This window comes from Spongiimicrobium sp. 3-5 (genome assembly GCF_046557915.1).
Classification (GTDB): domain Bacteria; phylum Bacteroidota; class Bacteroidia; order Flavobacteriales; family Flavobacteriaceae; genus JBHEBG01.
The window spans coordinates 543,699-561,081 of record NZ_JBHEBG010000002.1 but is presented as its reverse complement, the minus strand read 5'-3'; the positions used below and the strand labels follow the sequence as shown (position 1 = coordinate 561,081).

18 protein-coding genes are annotated in these 17,383 nt (G+C 40.1%); 9 read left to right on the top strand and 9 right to left on the bottom strand.

The window, feature by feature from the left end:
• The first annotated feature begins 109 nt into the window (after positions 1 to 109).
• The 4 genes from msrA to ACEQ81_RS10640 all read left to right on the top strand — a co-directional run bounded on the left by msrA (position 110) and on the right by ACEQ81_RS10640 (position 2,310).
• Positions 110 to 658: a peptide-methionine (S)-S-oxide reductase MsrA gene (gene msrA / locus ACEQ81_RS10655; RefSeq protein WP_411030874.1), complete on the top strand. Its 549-nt coding sequence runs from the start codon at positions 110 to 112 to the stop codon at positions 656 to 658.
• A 13-nt stretch (positions 659 to 671) separates the two neighbouring features.
• Positions 672 to 1,271 carry a GTP cyclohydrolase I FolE gene (gene folE / locus ACEQ81_RS10650; RefSeq protein ID WP_411030873.1) on the top strand — a complete coding sequence of 200 codons (600 nt, stop codon included), beginning with the start codon at positions 672 to 674 and terminating at the stop codon, positions 1,269 to 1,271.
• 155 nt (positions 1,272 to 1,426) lie between these two features.
• Positions 1,427 to 1,939 (top strand): GIN domain-containing protein, encoded by a 513-nt coding sequence (locus ACEQ81_RS10645; protein ID WP_411030872.1) that lies wholly within the window; start codon positions 1,427 to 1,429, stop codon positions 1,937 to 1,939.
• 68 nt (positions 1,940 to 2,007) lie between these two features.
• Positions 2,008 to 2,310, top strand: coding sequence for a hypothetical protein (locus ACEQ81_RS10640; protein WP_411030871.1), 303 nt, complete (start codon positions 2,008 to 2,010; stop codon positions 2,308 to 2,310).
• 153 nt (positions 2,311 to 2,463) lie between these two features.
• Here the strand turns inward: ACEQ81_RS10640 and ACEQ81_RS10635 are convergent, their stop codons facing one another.
• The 6 genes from ACEQ81_RS10635 to ACEQ81_RS10610 form a co-directional block, all read right to left on the bottom strand.
• Positions 2,464 to 2,784, bottom strand: a complete 321-nt coding sequence (locus ACEQ81_RS10635; protein ID WP_411030870.1) for a DUF6787 family protein — start codon at positions 2,782 to 2,784, stop codon at positions 2,464 to 2,466.
• A 32-nt stretch (positions 2,785 to 2,816) separates the two neighbouring features.
• Positions 2,817 to 3,275, bottom strand: coding sequence for a DUF6146 family protein (locus ACEQ81_RS10630; protein WP_411030869.1), 459 nt, complete (start codon positions 3,273 to 3,275; stop codon positions 2,817 to 2,819).
• Positions 3,276 to 3,399: 124 nt separating this feature from the next.
• Positions 3,400 to 4,041 (bottom strand): DUF937 domain-containing protein, encoded by a 642-nt coding sequence (locus tag ACEQ81_RS10625; protein WP_411030868.1) that lies wholly within the window; start codon positions 4,039 to 4,041, stop codon positions 3,400 to 3,402.
• A gap of 76 nt (positions 4,042 to 4,117) precedes the next feature.
• On the bottom strand, positions 4,118 to 5,071 hold the full coding sequence (locus ACEQ81_RS10620) for a D-2-hydroxyacid dehydrogenase (RefSeq protein ID WP_411030867.1): 954 nt from the start codon (positions 5,069 to 5,071) through the stop codon (positions 4,118 to 4,120).
• A gap of 40 nt (positions 5,072 to 5,111) precedes the next feature.
• The gene (gene serC / locus ACEQ81_RS10615; RefSeq protein ID WP_411030866.1) at positions 5,112 to 6,176 is read right to left on the bottom strand and encodes a 3-phosphoserine/phosphohydroxythreonine transaminase; all 1,065 of its coding nucleotides are present in this window, start codon (positions 6,174 to 6,176) and stop codon (positions 5,112 to 5,114) included.
• A gap of 76 nt (positions 6,177 to 6,252) precedes the next feature.
• The gene (locus ACEQ81_RS10610; protein ID WP_411030865.1) at positions 6,253 to 7,311 is read right to left on the bottom strand and encodes an acyl-CoA reductase; all 1,059 of its coding nucleotides are present in this window, start codon (positions 7,309 to 7,311) and stop codon (positions 6,253 to 6,255) included.
• Positions 7,312 to 7,377: 66 nt separating this feature from the next.
• Here ACEQ81_RS10610 and ACEQ81_RS10605 point away from each other — a divergent pair, with 66 nt between their 5' ends.
• Entirely contained in the window at positions 7,378 to 7,731 is a 354-nt protein-coding gene (locus tag ACEQ81_RS10605) for a 4Fe-4S dicluster domain-containing protein (protein WP_411030864.1), read from the top strand.
• 3 nt (positions 7,732 to 7,734) lie between these two features.
• Here the strand turns inward: ACEQ81_RS10605 and ACEQ81_RS10600 are convergent, their stop codons facing one another.
• Positions 7,735 to 9,210 (bottom strand): carboxypeptidase-like regulatory domain-containing protein, encoded by a 1,476-nt coding sequence (locus tag ACEQ81_RS10600; RefSeq protein ID WP_411030863.1) that lies wholly within the window; start codon positions 9,208 to 9,210, stop codon positions 7,735 to 7,737.
• A 175-nt stretch (positions 9,211 to 9,385) separates the two neighbouring features.
• On the opposite strand from ACEQ81_RS10600, the gene ychF reads away from it, so the two are divergent.
• From ychF to ACEQ81_RS10580, 4 genes are all read left to right on the top strand, one after another.
• Positions 9,386 to 10,480 carry a redox-regulated ATPase YchF gene (gene ychF, locus ACEQ81_RS10595; protein ID WP_411030862.1) on the top strand — a complete coding sequence of 365 codons (1,095 nt, stop codon included), beginning with the start codon at positions 9,386 to 9,388 and terminating at the stop codon, positions 10,478 to 10,480.
• A 134-nt stretch (positions 10,481 to 10,614) separates the two neighbouring features.
• Complete coding sequence (locus tag ACEQ81_RS10590; protein WP_411030861.1) at positions 10,615 to 12,477, top strand: DNA topoisomerase IV subunit B; 1,863 nt, start codon at positions 10,615 to 10,617, stop codon at positions 12,475 to 12,477.
• Between the two features lie 25 nt (positions 12,478 to 12,502).
• The gene (locus ACEQ81_RS10585; RefSeq protein ID WP_411030860.1) at positions 12,503 to 15,130 is read left to right on the top strand and encodes a DNA gyrase/topoisomerase IV subunit A; all 2,628 of its coding nucleotides are present in this window, start codon (positions 12,503 to 12,505) and stop codon (positions 15,128 to 15,130) included.
• Between the two features lie 68 nt (positions 15,131 to 15,198).
• Positions 15,199 to 16,155, top strand: a complete 957-nt coding sequence (locus tag ACEQ81_RS10580; protein ID WP_411030859.1) for a sterol desaturase family protein — start codon at positions 15,199 to 15,201, stop codon at positions 16,153 to 16,155.
• Positions 16,156 to 16,173: 18 nt separating this feature from the next.
• On the opposite strand, the gene ACEQ81_RS10575 is transcribed toward ACEQ81_RS10580, so the two are convergent.
• Both ACEQ81_RS10575 and ACEQ81_RS10570 read right to left on the bottom strand, forming a co-directional pair.
• Positions 16,174 to 16,986, bottom strand: a complete 813-nt coding sequence (locus ACEQ81_RS10575; protein WP_411030858.1) for a TerC family protein — start codon at positions 16,984 to 16,986, stop codon at positions 16,174 to 16,176.
• Between the two features lie 2 nt (positions 16,987 to 16,988).
• Positions 16,989 to 17,369, bottom strand: a complete 381-nt coding sequence (locus tag ACEQ81_RS10570) for a hypothetical protein (protein WP_411030857.1) — start codon at positions 17,367 to 17,369, stop codon at positions 16,989 to 16,991.
• Between the last annotated feature and the right edge of the window lie 14 nt (positions 17,370 to 17,383).

Genomic DNA, 17,383 nt, shown 5'->3' with positions numbered 1-17,383 from the left:
TTATGGTAGACTATAGTAATTTTCTATACCTCAGTAAGACTAATCGAATCAATTATACCTTCAAGTATCGGGGAAATAGGTATTTTTAGAAACATAAAGAACAAGGACAATGTCAACAACAATAACAACATATGAAACGGCTACTTTTGCTGGAGGCTGCTTTTGGTGTACAGAAGCTGTTTTTCAACGTCTTAAGGGCGTAACGCAAGTAATCTCTGGTTATACGGGTGGTACAATAAAGAATCCTAGCTACCGCGAAATCTGTACGGGTAGGACGGGCCATGCCGAAGCCATTCAAATTACTTTCGATTCAGCAGTTATCACTTATGAAGAATTATTGGAAGTTTTTTTTGCTACCCATGATCCTACAACCAAGGACCGTCAGGGAAATGACGTAGGCACACAATATAGGAGCGAAATTTTTTATCACACTAATTTACAAAAAGAGAAAGCAGAGAAATTCATCAAGTTTTTGGGAGAGAAAAATGTATTTGAAGCTCCCGTGGTTACCAAAGTGTCCGAAGCCCAAATTTTTTACAATGCGGAAGAAGACCATCAAAATTATTATAACGACCACAGGGCACAGCCTTACTGTCAGGTTATAATAAATCCTAAAATTGATAAGCTAAAAGAATATTATACCGAAAAATTGAACTAAAACAACAAGTTAAATGTCGCCATATCAAAACTTAGAGGAGTACAACATAAAAATTACGAACGATGTAAAGGACCGGTTCTCCAAGATCATCAATGAGATCGGGGAGGATGTAGATAGAGAAGGTCTTATTAAAACCCCGGAGCGGGCTGCCAAGGCCATGTTGTTCCTTACCCAGGGATACAAACAAGATGCCGTGGACATCCTTAAAAGCGCTATGTTTAAAGAAGATTATGACGATATGGTCATTATAAAGGATATAGAACTTTATTCCTTGTGCGAACATCATATGCTCCCGTTTTTTGGGAAAGCCCATATCGCCTATATTCCCAATGGACATATAGTTGGCTTAAGTAAAATTCCCCGTGTGGTAGATGTATTTGCCAGGCGCCTGCAAGTGCAAGAACGGCTAACCCATGATATCTTGGAATGCATTAACAATACCCTAAAACCGAAAGGAGTGGCCGTAGTAATAGAGGCATCCCATATGTGTATGATGATGCGGGGGGTGCAAAAACAAAATTCGGTTACCACAACCTCCGGATTTAGAGGACAATTTGAAAAAATAGAGACACGTAACGAGTTTTTGAAATTAATTAGTTCAAACCTCTCTTAACCCTTATTTTTATTGGTGTTTCGGGCTATTTCGTAGATTTTTCCCAGGACTTGGAAACAGAAAAGTGAAATATTTTCCTATATTTTTTTAACACAAATGTAACATTTCGCCATTTTTTACGTCTATATAATAGGATACCTTCTAAACTTATGACCATGAAGAAGTTTTTTATTGTATTGACCATACTTACCGTTTCACTTGGTTTTTCCCAAAATAAAATCAATATCAATAAGTTTGAAGCACTGGACAGCAATGTAGGAGCTACTATACGCATTGTTAAATCACCGGATTATGGAATAGCGTTAGCAGATGATAGAGGTAATTTGGACGCTATTGGTTGGGAAGTTTCGGACGAGACCCTAAAACTTAAATCCGATAATTCAAATATAGATTTTAGTCAGACCATCATTACGATCTATACACCTTCAATAAGTGTTGTTGGGGTAGCAGATGGTGGAATATTGACTATGGACACAGCTTTTTCCCAGATTGAAAGTTTTGTGGTTTCGGCCGTAGGGGATGCCACCGTGGACCTGTCCAATATAGATTTTAAAAATCTTGTGGCAAACGCTACCACTGGCGGAAAGGTTATATATAGATCTACGAGAAACTTGGTTAGCAGTACGGACGAGGGTGGAAGAATATCACGGGCCGCAGGTGTAAACTAAGTCATTTTCCTCAATACAAATTTTGGCATATACTTTGATTACTTTGGTTGGATTAGCTAATTTTAAATATGTCGAAAAAAGCAGAGCATAAAACAAGGAACCTTTTCTTAGGATTACTATTCGATGCATTGGGAATGGTCTCTTTCATTATCCCGGGAATAGGCGAATTCTCCGATATTATCTGGGCCCCGGTGGCCGGATGGTTAATGACAAGAATGTATAAAGGCAAAATAGGACAGGCAGCGGGGATCGTTACTTTTATTGAAGAAATAATCCCAGGATTGGATATTATACCCAGCTTTACCATTATGTGGTTGTATACTTATGTCTTTAGCAAATTGGGTAAAGGAAAAGTGATAGAAATGAAATAAAACCTTAATCACCTTGCAAATGACCCTTGCGATGTAATTGGGATACATACCACAGCAGTAGGGAAACCTAACGTAAAAGTATTTTTTGCACATCTTCTCCTCTTAACAAAGCTGAGCAAATACCGGTTATGGCTTATGTAAAGAAAATGGTAATTATTTTATGAGAAATCCTAAACCCATGCGGCTCAGCATTTTCTTTTCAAAATTCCAGAAAAAACGAAACTGTCCAAATAACCACCCAATGAGCACAAGTAAGACCTGATATATCGGAAAAATAAGAATCAAGCGCAACGTTGCATATACCAATCCACCCCACCAAAAGCCGTCGGGAAAACTCTCCCTGGTGAGACCCATCCATTCTAAAACGGGTTTGGCCACATAGACCGAGGAAGACCCGGTAATGGCAAAGACAATAAATATGATTACGATTTGAAAATTGGAGTGAATACCCCAGCGCTCCTTTAGTCTTTTCATGTATTGAAAAAATTAGAACGCAAAGATACTTCTTAAATTCGAGGGATAAAAGGCCCTAAACGTTGCCCATATTTCCGTTGAAAATACACAAAGTAGTTGTAGAGTTTATAGTTTACCTCGTATCCATAATCTATCTGGTTGCTATAATCTATTCGCAGTTCGTACAGCCTTGGATTAAAACGTTGTGGTTCCATTACCCTGCGATTCCATTCCATGACCATTAATTGGTTTCTACTTTCCAAAAAATGCTTGGAATAATACCCTTCTGGCCGTGCTATACTTTGCAACCACACATTAAAGCCCGGTTCTATGATGATTATTTCATATTCGGTTACCTCGCTTTTTATAGTTATGGTATCTCCTTCTTTTTGGTTGAAAGCCATTTTTTCCTTATCCGAAATATCTATACTTTCTTTGGTACTCTTACAACTGGCAAGAGCCAACATAAAAATAAAGGCAATAGCAGTTAATGGAAGTAGTATCTTTTTCATTTCAATATATTTAAGCACGGGTCCTATGTAATGGGTTACAGGGTCTGCAATTATACAATAAGATACAAAAAAACCATTCGGGTTGGGCGAATGGTCTTGTTAAATAAAGTTAATTATACCGGATCTATTTTCCGAATAGGCCACCCAGAAGGCCTCCCAAACCACTTTTCTTTTTACCTCCTCCATTAAGAACCATTCCGGCTACATCATCCAAAATACTTCCATCACCGTCGGAATCCAAGAAAGATTCTATTAAAGATTGCTGTTGTCCGCCGCTACTTCCACCACCCAGCATATCTCCCAACAGACCGCCTAAAGCATTGGAATCGTTTACGTTCTGTTTTCGGGTCTGTTGTCCCAAGAAGCCTAATAATATTGGAGCGGCCACTTTTAATATCGTTGCCACCGAACCAGCGTCCAATCCGGATTTTTGGCTAAGTGCGTTTTGCACCTGTGGTTGTTTTCCTCCTAAAATATGTCCTAGAATACCAGCACCATCGTCCATAACGGATTGGTCAACGCCACCACCGAATAAACCTCCCAAATCGTTTAAAATTCCACCGTCGTGTTTATTGGATAGGGCGCTCATTAATCCTTGCGCTCCTTCGGGTGTTGCCGCATTTCTTTTCATGGCTCCCATTAAAACCGGCAAGGCCATACTTAATACGCTGCTTGTTTTATCCGCGGGTTGCCCTGCTTGTTGTGCTACTCCTTTAATGAGTTGTTGACCCATAGGGCCGCTTAATAGATCTAGTATTCCTGACATGTGTTTATTGATTTATAGTTTTCCCCAATGTACAAAAATCTATGTAAAAGAAAGTTGTTGGAAAATTAAAATGGTTTTATGCAAGAAGGTCTATGATCTGCGACGCCAATTCTTCCCCGATTCTATCTTGGGCTTCTTTGGTAGCAGCACCGATATGTGGGGTTAAGGAGATGTTGGGATGCATTAGTATTTTTATTTCCGGATTGGGTTCAGATTCGAAAACGTCCAATGCAGCAAAGGATAGCTTACCACTTTCCAAAGCGTCTATAAGGGCAACCTCATCTAGAACACCGCCACGTGCGGCATTTACGATACCCACACCCTGTTTCATCATTTCAAATTCGGGTTTACCGATAACGTATTCCTTTTGTGCCGGAACATGAAGCGATATAAAATCGGCCTCTTTTATAACTTCTTCCTTGGAAAGGGACTTAAAGTTAAAGGTAACGGACTGTCCATCAAAAAAAGGAACTTTTACCGTAGCCGTTTCAATAAACGGATCAAAATAAATTACTTTCATCCCGGCACCCAATGCTATTTTTGCCGTAGCTTGCCCTATTCTTCCAAAACCGATGACCCCAAGGGTTTTTCCCCTGAGTTCCACGCCTCCGGCATAGGATTTCTTTAGTTTTTTAAAATTGCTATCGCCTTCCAAGGGCATATTGCGGTTGGCATCGAACAAAAACCGTACTCCACCATACAAATGGGCAAAGACCAATTCGGCCACAGATCCAGAAGAAGCGGCAGGGGTGTTTATTACATGCAGCCCCTGTTCCCTGGCATAGGCAACATCAATATTGTCCATACCAACACCGCCGCGCCCAATAAGTTTTAAACTTTCGCAACTATCAATAAGCTCTTTGCGCACCTGGGTGGCACTTCGCACCAAAAGACCAACAATTTTGTTCTCATTGATATAATTAACCAGTTGTTCCTGGGCCACCGTAGTGGTAATAACCTCGTAGCCTTTATTTTCCAAGGCATCGATACCACTTTGTGATATACCGTCGTTGGCAAGTATTTTTTTCATCGCTTATTAGTTTTACCCTTTTGTTTGCTTGGGTTTCGTATTATCCCTTGCGTTCAAGTTCGCTCATAACATCTACCAAGGTTCCTACACTTTCCAAGGAAAGTGCGTTGTACATAGAGGCCCGGTAACCACCTACGGAGCGGTGTCCGTTAAGACCATTTATTCCGGCTTCCTTGCACATGGCGTCAAAAGTTTCCTTTAAGGCATCATCCGTAAGGTTAAAGGTAGCGTTCATATTAGATCGGTCGGCCTTTTCTGCAAAACCTGTAAACATGGGGTTAAGTTCAATTTCCGAATAAAGCAGTTGCGCTTTTTTATCATTGATTTCCTCAATGGCAGGTATACCACCCAGATCTTTTAACCATTCCAAGGTAAGCATGGAAACGTAAACGGGAAAAACCGCGGGAGTATTGAACATACTGTCCTTGTCTATATGTACTTGGTAATTTAGCATAGAGGGTATCTTTCTAGAAACCTTTCCTAAAACGGATTCCTTAACCACCACCAAAGTAGTACCAGCCGGACCCATATTTTTTTGTGCCCCGGCATAAATTAAATCAAATTGGGAAAAATCCAACTGCCTAGAAAAAATATCCGAGCTCATATCACAAACCAGCATGGCATCGGTTTTTGGAAATTCCTTTACTTGGGTACCAAAAATGGTATTGTTGGAGGTAATATGCAAATAATCCAAACCACTGGGCACGGTGTAGTTTTTGGGAATGTAGTTAAAGTTCTTGTCCTTGGAAGAGGCCACCTCAACCACTTCCCCAAAAAGTTTGGCTTCCTTAATGGCTTTATCGCTCCAAGCGCCTGTATTTATATATCCTGCCTTGTTTTCCAAAAGATTATAGGCCACCATTAAAAACTCGGTACTGGCACCGCCTTGTAAAAAGAGTGCCTTATATCCTTTGCCTTCCAGACCCAATAACTCCAAGGCCAGGGATCTTGCCTTTTCCATTACGGCGACGAAATCTTTACTACGATGGGAAATTTCGATGAGCGAAAGCCCCAATCCATTAAAATCCAACACGGCTTCCGAAGCTTTTTGCATTACTTCCTGTGGAAGTATACAAGGCCCTGCACTAAAATTATGTTTTTTCATTTTTGGGTTGTAAAAATTAGGCCCTAAAGGTCATAAAAAACAATGGAAAGATTACTATTGAAATTGAAATATTCTGTTATGTTTTTAACAAGAATTCAACAGTATCCAAATCATCCGCATAGTCCCATAGACTTGGACATTGCGTTTTTCCAAAAGCGATTTCCCCAGGCAAAACATTTTCGGCAACGATGCATTGCAAGTTGTTTTTGTCGGCATTTAATTGCTCCTTAAGTTCTTGGAGCGTACCGTAGTGTTCGTAAAACACGGTAGCTATAGGGGAGGAATAGCCGGTATCTTCTTTTAACATTACAAACCCGTTCTCCAAAATCTTAAATTCGCTCATAAGATATACGGCCTTGTTGTAATCATAGTTATTGGCGTATTTGGCCTGATCCATTAAATACTTAAAAGGGAATATGGCAGTGAAGAAAGTATCAAAATCATAATCCTTGGGTACAAACAATTTAGAAACGCTGCGGCAACCTAGGCCATAATATCTAAAAATATCATCGCCAAGCTTCTGAAGTTGTATTGGCGTTTCATTTCCTGTAAGCACCGCCACCGAACTTCTGTTCTTTCTGATGATATTCGGTTTTTTTCCAAAATAATACTCAAAGTACCGTGCGGTATTATCACTTCCGGTGGCGATAACGGCATCAAAGTCCTCAAGTTTACCCGTAACAAATGATATTTGCCCTGTAAACGACGGTTCTATAGCAATAAGGTATTCTGTAATAAACGGTAAGAGTACCGTATCGTTGGAGGACAACTTAACCTGTACTTTGTTACCGGTAATTAATGTGGATAAAAAATCGTGAAAGCCTACCAAGGGAATGTTACCGGCCATAATTATGGCTACGTTTTTTGGGGTACTATTGTCCATGGTATATTTAGAAAGCCAGGTCTGTAGATTATCATGGGTAAGGAGCTCTCCCCATTGGGCTATTCCGTAAAGTATGTTCTCTTTTGTAAACCAGCCGTTTGTATGCCCTGCAAGGGCAATTTTTTCATCGAATCGATCAAACCAATTATTACTTTCGGAATTTATTTGCGAATTGTTGGAATAGTCACAAAATTCTCGAAAGAAATCCCCAAGTTTAACAAAAGCTTTCAATCTATGTTGCAGGTGGGCCATTATATTTGTACAAGATTTTATTAGGGTTTACCTTTGCACAAAAGTAAGCATTAGAAAAAGAAAATTATGGCGATTATTATAACGGACGAGTGTATAAATTGTGGGGCATGTGAACCCGAGTGTCCAAACACCGCTATTTATGAAGGAGCAGATGAGTGGCGCTATAGTGATGGCACATCATTAAAGGGCGATGTTGTTCTTCCCGACGGTAAATCTGTAAATGCGGACGAAGTTCAGGAACCAATAAGTGACGAGATTTATTATATTTCCCCAGATAAATGTACCGAATGTATGGGCTTCCATGAAGAACCTCAATGTGCGGCCGTATGTCCTGTGGATTGTTGTGTACCCGATGATGATCGGGTAGAATCGGAGGAAGTACTATTGGGCAAGCAGCGTTTTATGCATCCCGAAGATTAAGAATTAATCCCCGCTATTAAAATTTTTCATTTCTTCCAGAGGGGCCAGCACCTCATTATTTTGCCATATACTGGGCTCGTATTTTTTTAGCTCCTGATACGGTACTTTTTCTTTTTCCGTTAGGGCTTCGTATTCACCGGTATTTATCTTTGCAATTTCGGTAAACAATAATTCCGTTTTATTACGACCGTTGCCTTCCACGGTAAAATCGAAGGCCACTTTATTCCGTTCCTCGGTATTTTCAATAAATTTGATGGGTCTGCTTACATAAAAATAACTCCCTTCTTCTTGCATAATGTACTGTGGAAAATAGAAATTGTCCGTTCCTTTTTTGTAAATGATGGTTCCCCTTCGGGCATTTTCGATATACTTAACCCCCAACAGAAATTTTAGATTAAATTTTTCGCCCCGTTTGCCCTTGGCATAACTGTAGTCGGCCTTTAGCACGGCATAGGAGTCGTCTGAAACATATAATCTACCAGAGAATTTCGATTTTCCACGTGAAGGTGTAAACTGAATAATATAGACCAGCTCCTCATTTAAAAAAGTGGCATCCAAGAATAGATAATCGTAATACTTAGGATTTAAAATAGTACGCAGTAAGGACTCATCATAAAAAGCAGAGGTCTTTAGAATTCCATTGGCACTAGATCTTAACCCCTCCACGGTATACTCCTCTTCGTTATCCTTATTCATTTCTTCGCCTAGGGATAGCGAATCTGTTAATTTTATGATTCCGGTTTTTATTTTATAGGATATGGTAGTATCCAAATAACGCAGCATTATATGTTGCGCTTTCTCCTGAACATTTTCTATGGAAAAATCCTTTTCGCTATCTACCAACATAGTAGCCTTCGCCACGGTCAGTTTTTGATTTTCGTTATCTTTCTTCCATAAGTTTCCTTTGAACTCGGTAAACTGTATGGGTTTGCTCCTTACAATTACCCGCGAAAGCGAATCCAAACTACTATTGGCACTTGCCAATTGCGACTTTTTTACATGCGATGCCCTTTCTACTTCTACCTCTAACTTATCAAAATCTACATAAGATGTTTCTCTGTAGAAAATAGAATTTTTTATGAGATCCGATTTGTAATTTCTGCCGAGATTTGCATTTACCTTGGCTATTATGGCATCCGCATTTGGTGTTTTATTGCTTACAAATACCTCATTGAGCTGTAATGCAGCTTCCTCCAATACAATTACACCTTTACTTTTTTGGATGTCCGATATGGTAATGGTTTTTTTGGTGTAACCCAAACAAGAAATGGTAAGGGCATCTATGGGCTGATTGTTTAAATTAATAAGAAAAAACCCCTCTTCATTAGAGATGGTTCCGCTATGCTCATTAAGCTGAATCGTGGCATAGGGTACAGGCTTACGGGTAACTTTATCAATGATTTTACCGCTAAAATCCTGAGAAAAGGCGCTGAATATAAAAAAAAACGCCAGCAAGGTAAAAGTAGGTTTTATGTCCATGTACTTTGTGTTGATAAGGTAGACGAACAATAAACGGTTTTGTTACAAAATTACTTTCCAATTTTTTGAAGTGCCATACCGATTTAGAAAACAAAGATTAACAACTAGTTTTTGGTTAATGATTCCATTTACCATGGTAAAAACTATATTTGCACCCAAATTATAAACCTAGAGCATGAAAGCAGGTATTGTAGGGCTACCTAACGTTGGCAAATCTACCCTTTTTAATTGTTTATCCAATGCGAAAGCGCAGAGCGCCAACTTTCCATTTTGTACCATAGAACCCAATATAGGTGTGGTTAACGTGCCCGATTCGCGTTTGGAAAAACTGGAAGAACTTGTAAACCCGGAACGAGTACTGCCCGCTACTGTAGAAATTGTTGATATTGCTGGTTTGGTGAAGGGCGCTAGTAAGGGAGAGGGATTGGGAAACCAGTTTTTGGGAAACATCCGGGAAACCGATGCCATTTTGCACGTACTACGTTGCTTTGATGATGATAATATTGTACACGTAGACGGTTCCATAGATCCTATAAGGGATAAGGAGACCATTGATATGGAATTGCAATTGAAGGACTTGGAAACCGTGGAAAAGAAATTGGATAAAGTAAAGCGCGCTGCCAAAACCGGTAATAAAGAAGCCCAAAAAGAAGAAGCCGTACTTCTTAGTTTAAAAAATGGTTTGGAAGCCGGTACTTCCGTTAGGGCCATAAGTATTGATGACGATTCTAGAAAAGAGTTTGTAAAACCGCTACAGTTTATTACGGACAAGCCGGTAATGTATGTGTGTAATGTAGATGAAGCAGCAGCCACAAGTGGAAATACTTATGTTGAACAGGTAAGGGCGGCCGTGGCCAATGAGAATGCCGAAGTAATTTTCTTGGCCGTGGGTACAGAAGCCGATATTACAGAATTGGATACCTATGAAGAACGCCAAATGTTCTTGGAAGACCTGGGATTATCAGAACCGGGATCGGCAGTGTTGATCCGAGGTGCCTATAAACTCCTAAATTTAGAAACCTATTTTACTGCCGGAGTAAAGGAAGTACGTGCCTGGACCATCCCCATTGGAGCAACCGCACCGCAGGCGGCAGGGGTAATACATACGGATTTTGAAAAAGGTTTTATAAGGGCCGAAGTTATCTCTTATGCCGATTACATCCACTTTGGAAGTGAAGCAAAAGTTAAGGAGGCCGGAAAAATGCGGGTAGAAGGCAAGGAGTATATCGTAAAGGACGGCGATGTTATGCATTTTAGGTTTAATGTATAGGTACTCAAACCAAATACAGTACCTACTATATCAACAAAACCGTTTTTTCTTTGTTAATTACTTTAACAGGGATAGGTTTTATCTTTTTGGAACACTTGCTATATTAGCGTTCATTAGCTTTTAAGCCCCTGATTATGGCAACAAACACCCAATATACCGAAGATAACATCCGATCGCTAGATTGGAAGGAGCATATTCGCATGCGTCCAGGGATGTATATTGGTAAGTTGGGAGATGGCTCTTCTGCAGATGACGGAATCTATATTCTTTTGAAAGAAGTGATAGATAACTGTATCGATGAGTTTGTGATGGGTGCAGGAAAAACCATTGAAATTGTAATAAAGGACAATACGGTTAACGTACGCGATTATGGTAGGGGCATACCGCTTGGAAAAGTGGTTGATGTGGTTTCTAAAATGAACACTGGAGGAAAGTACGATACCCGAGCCTTTAAAAAATCGGTAGGTCTCAACGGCGTTGGAACAAAGGCCGTAAATGCACTTTCATCCTTTTTCAAAGTAGAATCCTCAAGGGACAGTAAACTGAAGACTGCCGAATTTAATCAGGGTAACCTAGTGTTGGAGGAAGGTCCCATGGACAGTTCTAAACGAAAAGGTACCAAGGTCTCTTTTGTACCGGACGAAACCATTTTTAAAAAATATAGGTATCGTAATGAGTATGTAGCACGCATGCTCAAAAATTACGTATACCTAAATCCTGGCCTTACCATAGTCTTTAACGGCGAAAAGTTTTTTTCTGAGAACGGCTTAAAAGATCTTTTGGAAGATAACAACAGTGCAGAGGATATGCTTTATCCTATCATTCATTTAAAGGGAAATGATATTGAAATTGCACTTACCCACAGCAAAACCCAGTACAGCGAAGAATATCATTCCTTTGTAAACGGGCAGCATACTACCCAGGGAGGTACCCATCAGGCGGCATTTAGGGAGGCTTTGGTAAAGACCATACGAGACTTCTATGGTAAGAATTACGAAGCTTCGGACATTCGTAAATCCATCATTTCGGCCATTTCCATTAAAGTGATGGAACCTGTTTTTGAGAGCCAGACCAAGACCAAACTTGGCTCCACGGATATGGGCGGTAATATGCCAACCGTACGGACCTATATCAATGATTTTGTAGGTAGGTATTTAGATAATTACCTGCATAAAAATCCGGCCACGGCAGAAAAACTGCAACAAAAGATAATGCAGGCCGAAAGAGAACGAAAAGATCTTTCGGGCATTCGAAAATTGGCACGGGAAAGAGCCAAAAAGGCAAGCTTGCACAATAAAAAGCTTCGGGATTGCCGAGTACATTTGGGCGATATGAAGAACGATCGCAATCTAGAGACCACACTGTTCATTACAGAGGGAGATTCTGCTTCGGGATCCATTACAAAATCACGTGATGTAAACACCCAAGCTGTTTTTAGCCTAAGGGGGAAACCGCTGAACTCGTACGGAATGACAAAGAAGATCGTTTATGAGAACGAGGAGTTCAATCTACTGCAGGCGGCACTCAACATTGAGGAGTCCATGGAGAACCTTAGGTACAATAATATTGTAATCGCTACCGATGCCGATGTAGATGGTATGCATATACGCTTATTGCTCATTACCTTCTTTTTACAATTCTTTCCGGAACTGATCAAGGAAAACCATTTGTACATTCTACAAACACCTTTGTTCCGAGTACGAAATAAGAAAGAAACGATATATTGCTATAGCGAGGCCGAAAGAAATGACGCGATTGCCAAATTATCTGGGAAACCAGAGATTACAAGATTTAAGGGATTGGGAGAAATTTCCCCGGATGAGTTTAAACATTTCATAGGAGATGATATCCGTTTAGAGCCGGTAATGTTGGACAAGGCCATGTCCATAGAACAATTACTGAAATTTTACATGGGAAAAAATACCCCGGACCGACAAGAATTTATAATAAACAACCTTAAAGTAGAAATTGATTTAATAGAAGAAAATCAATTGTAAACCAAATAAATACGAATCTTTCTTTATGGAAGAGAATGAAGATCTGAACGACGCACTAAACCAGGACCACGATAGTTCCCAAGAAACCCTTACCAAGGTTACCGGAATGTACAAGGATTGGTTTTTGGATTATGCCTCCTATGTAATATTGGAACGTGCCGTACCCGCTATCGAAGACGGTTTTAAGCCCGTACAACGAAGAATTATGCATGCCCTTAAGGAATTGGATGATGGTCGGTATAACAAAGTGGCAAACGTAGTAGGGCATACCATGCAATACCACCCTCATGGCGATGCCAGTATTGCGGATGCCATGGTACAGATTGGTCAAAAAGACCTTTTGATAGATACCCAGGGTAACTGGGGCAACATACTCACCGGTGATAGGGCGGCGGCATCTAGATACATAGAGGCCCGACTGTCGAAATTTGCACTCGAAGTTACATTTAGCCCCAAGATTACCGAATGGCAGCAGTCTTATGACGGAAGAAAAAAAGAACCCGTAAACCTTCCTGTAAAATTTCCCTTGCTTTTGGCACAAGGAGCGGAAGGAATCGCTGTTGGACTCTCTACTAAAATATTGCCGCATAATTTTAACGAGCTTATAGATGCTTCCATTAAACACCTTAGGGGACAGCGATTTAAAATATACCCAGATTTCCCTACCTCGGGAATAATTGATGTAAGCAATTATAACGATGGTCTACGCGGAGGTAAGATTAGGGTTAGGGCCAGAATATCCCAGTTGGATAAAAACACCTTGGTGATCAATGAAATACCTTATGGCACAAATACCTCCTCCTTAATAGATTCTATCCTTAAGGCCAATGACAAGGGCAAGATCAAAATCAAAAAGATAGAGGACAACACCGCAGCGGAAGTAGAAATATTGGTGCATTTACCTTCTGGCTTGTCACCAGACAAAACTATAGATGCACTATATGCATTTACAGCTTGTGAATCTTCCATATCGCCACTTGGCTGTATAATAGAAGATAACAAGCCGCTATTTATTGGGGTTACCGAAATGCTTTCGCGTTCAGCAGATCTTACGGTACAACTTTTAAAGGCAGAATTGGAAATACTGCTCCAGGAGTTGGAAGAACAATGGCATTTTGCTTCCTTGGAACGTATTTTTATTGAAAATAGAATATATAGGGACATTGAGGAGGAAGAGACTTGGGAAGGCGTCATCAATGCTATAGACAAAGGCCTAAAACCTTACACCAAGCACTTAAGAAGAGCCGTTACCCAAGAGGATATTACCCGGCTTACCGAAATTAGGATAAAGCGTATTTCCAAATTTGACTTGGACAAGGCACAGCAGCATCTAGACAACTTGGAGGAAAAAATTGCCGAGGTAAAGAATAATTTGGAGCATCTTATAGACTTTGCTATTGACTACTTTAAAGAATTAAAAAAGAAGTACGGGAAAGGAAGGGAAAGAAAATCCGAAATTAGGGTCTTTGATGATATTGAGGCCACCAAGGTAGTTATCCGAAACACAAAACTTTATGTAAATAGGGAAGAGGGCTTTGTGGGTACCTCGCTAAGGCGAGATGAATATGTTACGGATTGCAGTGATATAGATGATATCATCGTATTCACAAAAGACGCCAAAATGATGGTCACCAAAGTGGACTCTAAAACCTTTGTAGGTAAAAATATTATCCATGTTGCGGTATTCAAGAAAAAGGATAAGCGTACCATATACAATATGATCTATAAGGATGGTAAGGGAGGCCCCAGTTACATAAAACGTTTTAATGTAACCGCAATTACAAGAGACAAGCCCTATGATCTGGCCAATGGTAAACCCCTTACAGATGTGTTTTATTTTTCGGCCAATCCAAATGGAGAGGCGGAGGTTATAACCGTAAACCTCCGACAGGTAGGTAGTATTAAAAAATTAAAATGGGATTTGGATTTTGCCGATGTCTTAATTAAAGGAAGGGCCTCCAAGGGCAATTTGGTTACCAAATATTCCGTAAAAAGGATAGAACTTAAGGAAAAGGGAGTGTCTACCCTGAAACCTAGAAAAATATGGTTCGATGATGTTGTGAGACGTCTTAATGTTGACGGTAGAGGCGATCTGCTGGGTGATTTTAGGGGAAGCGACCTCTTGCTGGTAGTTACTCAAAAAGGAGTGGTAAAAACGGTACCGCCAGACCTATCTTCGCGTTTTGATGAAGATATGATCGTATTGGAAAAATGGAATCCCAATAAACCTCTGTCCGCTATATACTATGATGGAGAAAAGGACCGTTATTATATTAAAAGATTTTTGATCGAAAACGAAAACAAAGAAGAACTTTTCATTTCCGAGCATCCAAAATCGTTTTTAGAGCTTGTTTCAACAGACTGGCGGCCCGTGGCCGAAATAGAATTTGTAAAACCACGCGGCAAGGATGCAAAACAAAATCAAATAGTTGACTTAGAGGGTTTTATATCCATAAAGGGAATTAAAGCTTTAGGTAATCAGCTAACGAGCGAAAAGGTAAAGAACATTAATGCTTTGGAGCCTTTGCCTTATGAAGAACCCGAAATGCACCAACCAGAAGACATCGAAGTGGTTGATGAGGAAAATGTAACCCCAGAAGACCGGAAAGAAGTTTCTAACGGGGAAGATGCCGATCAACCTACCTTATTTTAATGATTATGTGTTTCTTGAATCGTCGTATCTTGATTAAATATAACTATATTCGCCAAAATTCCCTGTAAATGGATTTCACTAACCCCCTGGTGTACGGAGTACCCTGTTTCATTGCCTTTATTCTTTTAGAGCTTACTTATAGTAAAACGCATGGAGACGAGGATCTTTACGAATGGAAAGACCTATTTGCCAGTGGATTTATGGGCCTGGGGTCTGCCATTATCGCCCCATTGATAAAGGTAGTTTCGGCCATCGTTATATTTAACTTCACCTTCGAATTTTTCAATCCGGAAGTCAATGGCGTCCGCACTAACATTATGGGCTATGAGTCCTTTGGCTATGTCTGGTACATTTGGTTGCTATGTCAACTAGCGGACGATTTTACATATTATTGGTTCCATAGGGCAAACCATGAGGTGCGCATACTTTGGGCCGCCCATATAGTACACCACTCGTCGGATAATTTTAACTTGGGAACCGCTGTAAGAAACGGGTGGTTTACCATTTTATACAAGCCCTTGTTTTATATGTGGATGCCCGCGATTGGGTTTCCACCAGAAATGGTAGTGGTCTGTCTAGGGATAGAGGCCCTTTGGCAGTTTCAGTTGCATTCCGTATACATACCCAAAATGGGTTTCATAGAAAAGATATTCAATACCCATACTATGCATCAGGTGCATCATGCCCAGAATGTGGAATATTTGGATAAGAACCATGGGGGATTCCTGAATATTTTTGATAAGATGTTTGGTACCTGGAAAGAATTGGATGATGACATAGATGTTAAGTATGGAGTAATCCATGCCCCAGATTCGCATAACCCCGTTGTGATACTTACGCACGAGTTTAAAGACATTTATAACGATGTAAAAAAGGCAAAGAAATTTTCACATGTCCTTATGTACATTTTTGGGCCTCCCGGTTGGAGCCCCGATGGCAGTACACTTACTGTAAAACAACAACAAAGGGCCTTTAAGAAACAAAAGCAGTTAAACCCAAAAATAGCTTTTAACAGACCTAATTAATAGGTGTATCAAAAGTCTTCAATCTTCAATTTTCTCCGTAGCCGGCTTTCGGTTTTTTCGCATCCGCATATCAAAGAATTCTACCATTAAGGAAAATGCAATGGAGAAGTATAGGTATCCTTTTGGGATAGTGCCCACCTCGTTTCCGAACACAATCAAATGGCTTATGTGAGCCGATTCGGCTATCAGCATAAATCCGATCAGAATTAAGAAAGAAAGCCCTAACACCTGTATGGATGGGTGTTTGTTTACAAATTCACCTACCGGATTGGCAAATAACATCATGATGATTACCGAAATTACAACGGCAACGATCATCAATACCAGCGCATCATTAGGATTTGGGGAAATACCATTGGTCATACCTATTGCCGTAAGGATGGAATCGAAGGAAAAAACAATATTAATAACCGTAATCTGTAATATGGCATTTGCCATAGATGAGGAGCGCTGACTCTTTACTTCTCGTTCATCGTGTCCGCGATCTTCTATTTTCTCGTGTATTTCCCTGGTACTTTTGTAGAGCAGGAACAATCCACCACCGAATAGAATTAACCCTTGTCCACTAATACCACCGGTCACCCAATCGGTATCTAAGACATAAAAAGGTTTTTTCATTGATGTCAGCAATGTAATTCCAAAAAGTAATATGATTCTCATGGCCATTGCCAGGACCAATCCTATGTTGGTTGCTTTTGCACGCTGACCTTTCTCAAGTTTTCCAGCCGCTATGGAAATAAAGATAATGTTATCTATTCCCAAAACAATTTCTAAAAACGTTAAGGTCAGTAAAGCGATCCATGCATCTGGACTAGCAAAAATTTCAAACATAATTATTCGGTTTTAAAGGCGGTTCCGCGTTTTACGATCAACTTTTTTTTAGGGTCCTTAACAGCTCGTTTGTATTCGAACGTATAACTATTTTCAGTAGTAGCTATTATCTTATAATGAATTGCGGCCCTATTGTCCAAAGGGCGCAATACAAACTCGCAGTCGTTTATCCACCGAACAGTGGCGCTATCGGTCTTACTATCATAGAACTCAACGCTATGCGTGTCTGTTCTGGTAAAAGAGCCCGACTTTTTTTCCCCCTCAATCTCATAATCAAAGGTAAAAGTCCCAACTTTAAAATTATCGCATTCCCGAGTGGGGCTATAACAGGCACTGAAAAATAAAAGTACCGAGAGGTACCCCAAAAAAAACTGCAGCTTCATGCCCGCAAATTAAG